This window comes from Syntrophorhabdales bacterium (genome assembly GCA_035541455.1).
Taxonomy (GTDB): domain Bacteria; phylum Desulfobacterota; class Syntrophorhabdia; order Syntrophorhabdales; family WCHB1-27; genus JADGQN01.
In genome coordinates this window covers 1-5,566 of the sequence record DATKNH010000127.1, presented here as the reverse complement: position 1 = coordinate 5,566, position 5,566 = coordinate 1, and the positions used below count along the sequence as shown (strand labels likewise).

General features: G+C 54.3%; 6 protein-coding genes. 3 read left to right on the top strand and 3 right to left on the bottom strand.

The window, feature by feature from the left end; translation table 11 throughout:
- The first annotated feature begins 79 nt into the window (after positions 1-79).
- A complete protein-coding gene (locus tag VMT71_13775) occupies positions 80-1,357 on the top strand; it encodes a CBS domain-containing protein (protein ID HVN25036.1) in 1,278 nt (425 codons plus the stop codon).
- Positions 1,358-1,555: 198 nt separating this feature from the next.
- On the opposite strand, the gene VMT71_13770 is transcribed toward VMT71_13775, so the two are convergent.
- Positions 1,556-1,876 carry a hypothetical protein gene (locus VMT71_13770; GenBank protein ID HVN25035.1) on the bottom strand — a complete coding sequence of 107 codons (321 nt, stop codon included), beginning with the start codon at positions 1,874-1,876 and terminating at the stop codon, positions 1,556-1,558.
- Positions 1,877-2,085: 209 nt separating this feature from the next.
- Here VMT71_13770 and VMT71_13765 point away from each other — a divergent pair, with 209 nt between their 5' ends.
- Both VMT71_13765 and VMT71_13760 read left to right on the top strand, forming a co-directional pair.
- Complete coding sequence (locus tag VMT71_13765) at positions 2,086-3,315, top strand: MFS transporter (protein ID HVN25034.1); 1,230 nt, start codon at positions 2,086-2,088, stop codon at positions 3,313-3,315.
- A 21-nt stretch (positions 3,316-3,336) separates the two neighbouring features.
- Positions 3,337-4,158: a hypothetical protein gene (locus VMT71_13760; GenBank protein ID HVN25033.1), complete on the top strand. Its 822-nt coding sequence runs from the start codon at positions 3,337-3,339 to the stop codon at positions 4,156-4,158.
- Between the two features lie 14 nt (positions 4,159-4,172).
- On the opposite strand, the gene VMT71_13755 is transcribed toward VMT71_13760, so the two are convergent.
- Both VMT71_13755 and VMT71_13750 read right to left on the bottom strand, forming a co-directional pair.
- Positions 4,173-5,138, bottom strand: coding sequence for an amidohydrolase family protein (locus VMT71_13755; GenBank protein HVN25032.1), 966 nt, complete (start codon positions 5,136-5,138; stop codon positions 4,173-4,175).
- Between the two features lie 89 nt (positions 5,139-5,227).
- On the bottom strand, positions 5,228-5,566 hold a 339-nt coding region (locus tag VMT71_13750; protein ID HVN25031.1), incomplete at its 5' end, for an FCD domain-containing protein.

Genomic DNA, 5,566 nt, shown 5'->3' with positions numbered 1-5,566 from the left:
ATTTGTCATCATCATGTCTACGCTGTTCGGCGTTTCGGTGCTGTTCCCCGGTATATTCGGGCAGGGTTAGGAGGTCCATATGTCTGTGAGCAAAGACCTGAGCTTTGCGGATGCGATAAGTAACAAGGAGTTTCGCTTTTTTTGGTTCTCACAGCTCCTCAACCGGCAGGTGGAGACCGTCAACGGAGAAAGGCTCGGGAAGCTCTCGGATCTGGTTTTTAATCTGGGTGATCCTTATCCGGGTGCAGTAGGAATCCATATAGAGCACGGTTGGGGAAAACCGACAGAGTTCATCCCGTGGGACAAAGTTGTCGACATCGGGAAGAAGAGCATTGTGGTGCAGCCACCACCGGAAGGAAGCACAGCGTACCCGCCATTCGTCGATCAGCCTGGTTGGATATTAATAAACGAGCATCTTATGGGACGGACGATTCTCGACACCGACGGCCGCCGCGTGGAGGTCGTCAATGACGTGCAGATGCTTGAATCGAGAGCGCGCCTCATCATCATACATGTGGACGTTTCATTCAATGGCTTCTTAAGAAAATGGGGGCTTGGCGGGCTGCGATGGATTACCGACAAGCTTATACCGTGGCGCTACGTGCAGCCCTTCTCTCTTGAAGATGCGGTAAAGACCGATACAGTTTCTCTCTCGGTTACCAAGGAACAGGCCAGGGAGTTGCCTGGTGAGGACCTTGCAGATGTGCTCGAGATGCTCTCAGGCGAAGAGCAGGAAGCATTTTTCTCTGCACTCGATCCTGAAAAAGCGGCGGAATCGCTGATGCATGCGGAACCGCGCGCGAAGAGGCAACTGATTGAGGACCTCCCCAAGGAGAGGGCGCAGGCTATTCTCGCCGAACTTTCTATCCCGCAGCTGGCCGACCTTTTCTCGGTTCTGCCCCACGACGACGTCACGGAGCTGATGCAGCTCATCCCGGAGGAGAGCGCAAAGAGAATTCAGCAGTTGCTATCGGACCGGGAAGCCAGGGCACGGGATCTCATGTCGTCCGATTACCTGGTGTTCACAGAAGAGACAACGGTCGGTGAAGCATTGAAGACCATCAGGACGTCGGGGCTCGACCCTGACACGATCTCCTACATCTACGTGATAGCTGCCGAGCGGGTGCTTATCGGGGTGGTGGATCTCCGGGAAATCGTGCTTGCCCAGGACGACGCGCGCATCGGTGATATTATGTCCTCATCTGTGGTGGCAGCCGAAGAGGATAAGGGCCGGGACGACCTTGAAGAGATTTTTGCAAAGTACCGGTACCGCATGCTGCCGGTGGTGGACGGCCAGGATCATCTGCTCGGCGTCATCAGTTACAGCGATCTTATGCAGCCTGAACCGGAAAAGTAAAGAGGTATGCCATGCCGCGGATAAAGATGACCATAATGGCAAGAGTCGCCCTCTATTTTCTGAGCTTCTACCTTCTTTTTCTTGTAACCCTGATCATTGTAAAATTCGTCAAGACGGTCTGGCAGTGAAGAGACGGTGAGTGAGAATTCCCGATCACGCGTACTTCTGTCGCTTCGCGCATGATGTCAGAGAAGCGATTCAGCGTCGGTGGCGGATGACGTTTGGGAGGTCGGAAAGCTCCTCAGGTTCTTCATCCTCATCTTCCCATGCGCTTGTCATATCTTCCAACCTCGCCTTTCCTTCGACGACGATATCCTCCAATTTGGTCATGAGGTCTTCCTCGAGCAGTAAACCGTCAACATCTATTGGCGCGTCGAGACTGGCAAGGTAGCGCTTCACTTCACCGGCAGTTCCCTCGCTGATCACGTCATGGTCGACCACGTAGACCTCCACGTCTTCCGAAGTCGTCTCGACGCTTATCACCGTGCCCTCCTTAAGCTCGACTAACACTTTCGGCATTGCCCGATTTCCTCCTTGTCTGTGATGGCGATCCCCGGGCGAGCGCATGAAATTCTCACGCAACGTCCATAGCAGTTTTTCGGAGGCTGATTGAAAAATCTTAAGAGGAAAAGATAAGTGGAATTTGACATGGCATAATGGTAGCTTACTGCGGCTGTGAAATAAGCCGGGCTACTACGAACTACGGTATTTTGAGTCAAGCTATCCGCATGAAGGCAGTCGACACTGCACAAAGAACTGAGTCCCTTCTGCACAACCGGCCCCTTCTACTGTTCTGGCTTGCGCGCGTTTCTACAACGGTGGCCTACCAGATGCTGGCAGTCGCTGTAGGCTGGCAGATATACGCCCTAACCCGCAGCCCATTCTACCTTGGGTTGGTAGGGCTGGCCCAGTTCCTGCCCATGCTTCTCCTCACGCTTCTCGTGGGTCATGTGGCCGATCGATATGATCGCCGTCGGATTCTCAGAACGTGCCAGTTGATCGAGGGGCTCGGAGTCGTGGCGCTTGCTGCAAGCAACTACGCGGGTTGGACGAACGAGAAGACAATCCTTGCAATTGTACTGGTGCTCGGAGCAGCGCGCGCCTTCGAGCTCCCGACGCTGCATGCGTTATTGCCCAACCTGGTAAGCACAGACTTTCTCCCTCGCGCGGTGGCGCTCTCTACCTCGTCGGGCCAGACTGCAGTGATCGTGGGTCCGGCGCTCGGCGGTCTTCTCTATGCGCTTCACCCGACGCTGGCCTATGGTACGGTTGCCGCACTCTTTTTGGCGGCGAGTCTCTTTGTCTCTCTCATCCGGGCCGGACGGAAGCGGCAGCACCGTGAACCGGTAACTCTGCAATCTCTCTTCGCCGGTATTGCATTCATTCGCAGCAGACCCGCAATCCTCGGCGCGATATCCCTCGACCTGTTTGCAGTGCTGCTTGGGGGCGCGACTGCCTTATTGCCTGTGTACGCGCGGGAGATCCTTGTGATAGGCCCCTGGGGGCTGGGAGTTCTGCGATCGGCCCCCGCTGCGGGCGCGCTGTTGATGTCTGTTTTTCTGGCGCATCATCCCCTTCAGGGCGGAATGGGACGCACAATGTTCATCGCTGTTATCGTATTCGGCATTGGCACAATCGGATTCGGACTGTCTACCTCCTTTGCGTTGTCCCTTATTTGCCTTGCAGTGCTGGGAGCAGCGGACGTGATCAGCGTGGTCATCCGGCAATCTCTCGTGCAGACACGAACGCCTGACGAAATGCGCGGGCGAGTGACCGCAGTCAATTCTATGTTCGTAGGCACATCGAACCAGCTGGGAGAATTTGAATCAGGCCTGACCGCAGCTTGGTTCGGCGTTGTTCCCGCAGTTCTCATCGGTGGCGTCGGGACGATCGTCGTGGCAGCACTCTGGGTCTATATGTTTCCGGATCTCGCACGGATCGACACGGTGAAGCAGTGAAGTAGTGGAGGCAGGGGAACTGTGAAACTGAGTGCACGCGAAATCACGAAGTTCAGAAAAGCCATTTATGAATATTACAACGAGCACGGGCGAGACCTGCCGTGGAGAGGGACGCGCGACCCTTATTACATACTCGTCTCAGAGATTATGCTGCAGCAGACGCAGGTGGAGAGGGTCGTCGAAAAATACACCGCGTTCGTGCAGCGATTTCCAGATTTCAGAGTACTTGCTGAAACCTCTTTCCAAGATGTGCTCTCTGTGTGGCAGGGATTGGGATATAACCGCAGGGCAGCGGCGCTCAAGAGGATTGGTGAAATTGTCACGGAGAAACACAACGGAGAACTTCCCGCAGATTTAGGTTCCCTGGCTGCATTGCCCGGCATAGGCTATAACACGGCCTGTGCCATACTCACGTATGCATTTAATGAACCGGTTGCGTTCATTGAGACCAATGTGCGCACCGTGTTCATACATTTTTTCTTCCGTGACAGAGAGAGGATAAAAGACAGCGAAATCCTCCCGCTCGTGGAACAGACGCTCGACAGGAAGAAGCCGCACGCATGGTATTCGGCCCTCATGGACTATGGCACGATGCTCAAGAAAACTCACGGGAGCATTAATCCGAAGAGCGCCCATTACCAGAAACAATCCCCCTACAAAGGATCAGACCGTCAAATCAGGGGGATGGTATTGAAACATCTTCTACAAAATTCTCACTCTTCACGATCCGATATGACGGAGATATTTGGTGTCGAGCCTGACAGGCTGCAACGGGCGCTGAGGAGCCTTGAGAAAGAAGGGTTTGTGAGAGAGAGTAGGGGAGTCTATTCGATAGCCTCGTAAGTTTTCTCTATCTTCTATTCCCTTCTGATCAACCTCAGCAGGTTGCCGCTGAGAATCAGGTCCTTTTCGGCAGGGGGCAGGCCTATCGCATCGATCTGGTCCAATGTTTCCTTGATCCATTGCTCTCCCTGCTTGGGGCCGAACGGGTAGTCGGTCGCCATAATGATGTGCTCAGGACCAAAGAATTTATACCCCGACTCGAATGCGTGTACGGTTCCACACAGCATGGTATCTCCGTAAAATCTTCGGAAATACTCGAGGGGCTCCCTGGGAAGCGTAACGAACCCGGTGCCCGGATACAGGTCACGGGCCTCATAGAATCCCTTGAGTCTTCCGGAATTATGAGGCACCATGGCGCCCATGTGATGGGGGATAATCCTCAGGTCAGGGTAGTCTTCCATAATTCCCGAGAACACCAGCTGCGCGAGGGTTATGCTTGTTTCGTACAGCCAGCCGAAAATTTTGTCCAGTGCAAATTCGTCCGACCATCCCGCCACCAGCTGGGGGTGAATCCAGATCGGGGTTTTCGTTGCATTGGCATGCGCAAAGAAGGGCCGGAACTCGGGCGCGTGAAGACGCTTGCCTTCAACGTTGGTAAGAATCTGGATACCCGCCATCCCCAGCTCGTTGACACAGCGGTCAAATTCGTTCAGGTAGTCTTCTGAAGGAATTGGTAGCGTGCCAACGGCAATGAAGCGATCGGGAAACTGATTTGCCACGGCTGCAACCGCATCATTTGCCTGTCGCGTCATTTCAGGTACTGCATCAGGCGCGATGCCGATGAATATGCTCGGGCGCGCCAAGGTCAGGACCTGCTTGTCGAGTCTGAACTTGTCCATGACCCGTACCCGGTTCTCCATGTCGCCAAAATAGCTGTGCTGCGTGAGCTTGCGCAATTCATCGGTGGGATACACCTGCGCAAGCGCCTCCGCAAATGCCTTCGGCATGACGTGTGCAAACCCATCAATAACAAGTGCCATAGTGGAGACCTCCTTTTGTAAGTTTCCGCTTTCTGATGCTGCCCTACTTTCCGTGCCTTCCACGCAGATGGGTTCCTCACGCTATGCTACTATTTGACGGGAAGCACATGAGGGTGTTTGACCAACTTATTGTAAACGCCATCGATTTGCAGAATGTCTGTCTCCAGAGCCTTCTCAGCGCCTCGCCTGTCGCCGCGCTCAATAGCAGTGATGATCTGTTCGTGTGTTCTGCACGCGCTCCGTATCGCACCCATTCCCACCTTAAAGACGTTATGGAAATGTACCACCACCGCCATCAGTGCTTCGACGACAATGACCAGTACGGTGTTTCCGGTGGCCTCGGCCAGACGCTTGTGGAACACAAGGTTGTCTTCGAACGCCCGCTTGCCCTGTGCCACTTTTATTTGAGCGTTCGTGACCGCCTCCCT

What these genes read in the sequence shown, in the direction of transcription:
- VMT71_13775 (HVN25036.1), top strand. Translation starts at nt 80, where the DNA reads ATGTCTGTGAGCAAAGACCTGAGCTTTGCGGATGCGATAAGTAACAAG.
- VMT71_13770 (HVN25035.1), bottom strand. Translation starts at nt 1,876, where the DNA reads ATGCCGAAAGTGTTAGTCGAGCTTAAGGAGGGCACGGTGATAAGCGTC.
- VMT71_13765 (HVN25034.1), top strand. Translation starts at nt 2,086, where the DNA reads ATGAAGGCAGTCGACACTGCACAAAGAACTGAGTCCCTTCTGCACAAC.
- VMT71_13755 (HVN25032.1), bottom strand. Translation starts at nt 5,138, where the DNA reads ATGGCACTTGTTATTGATGGGTTTGCACACGTCATGCCGAAGGCATTT.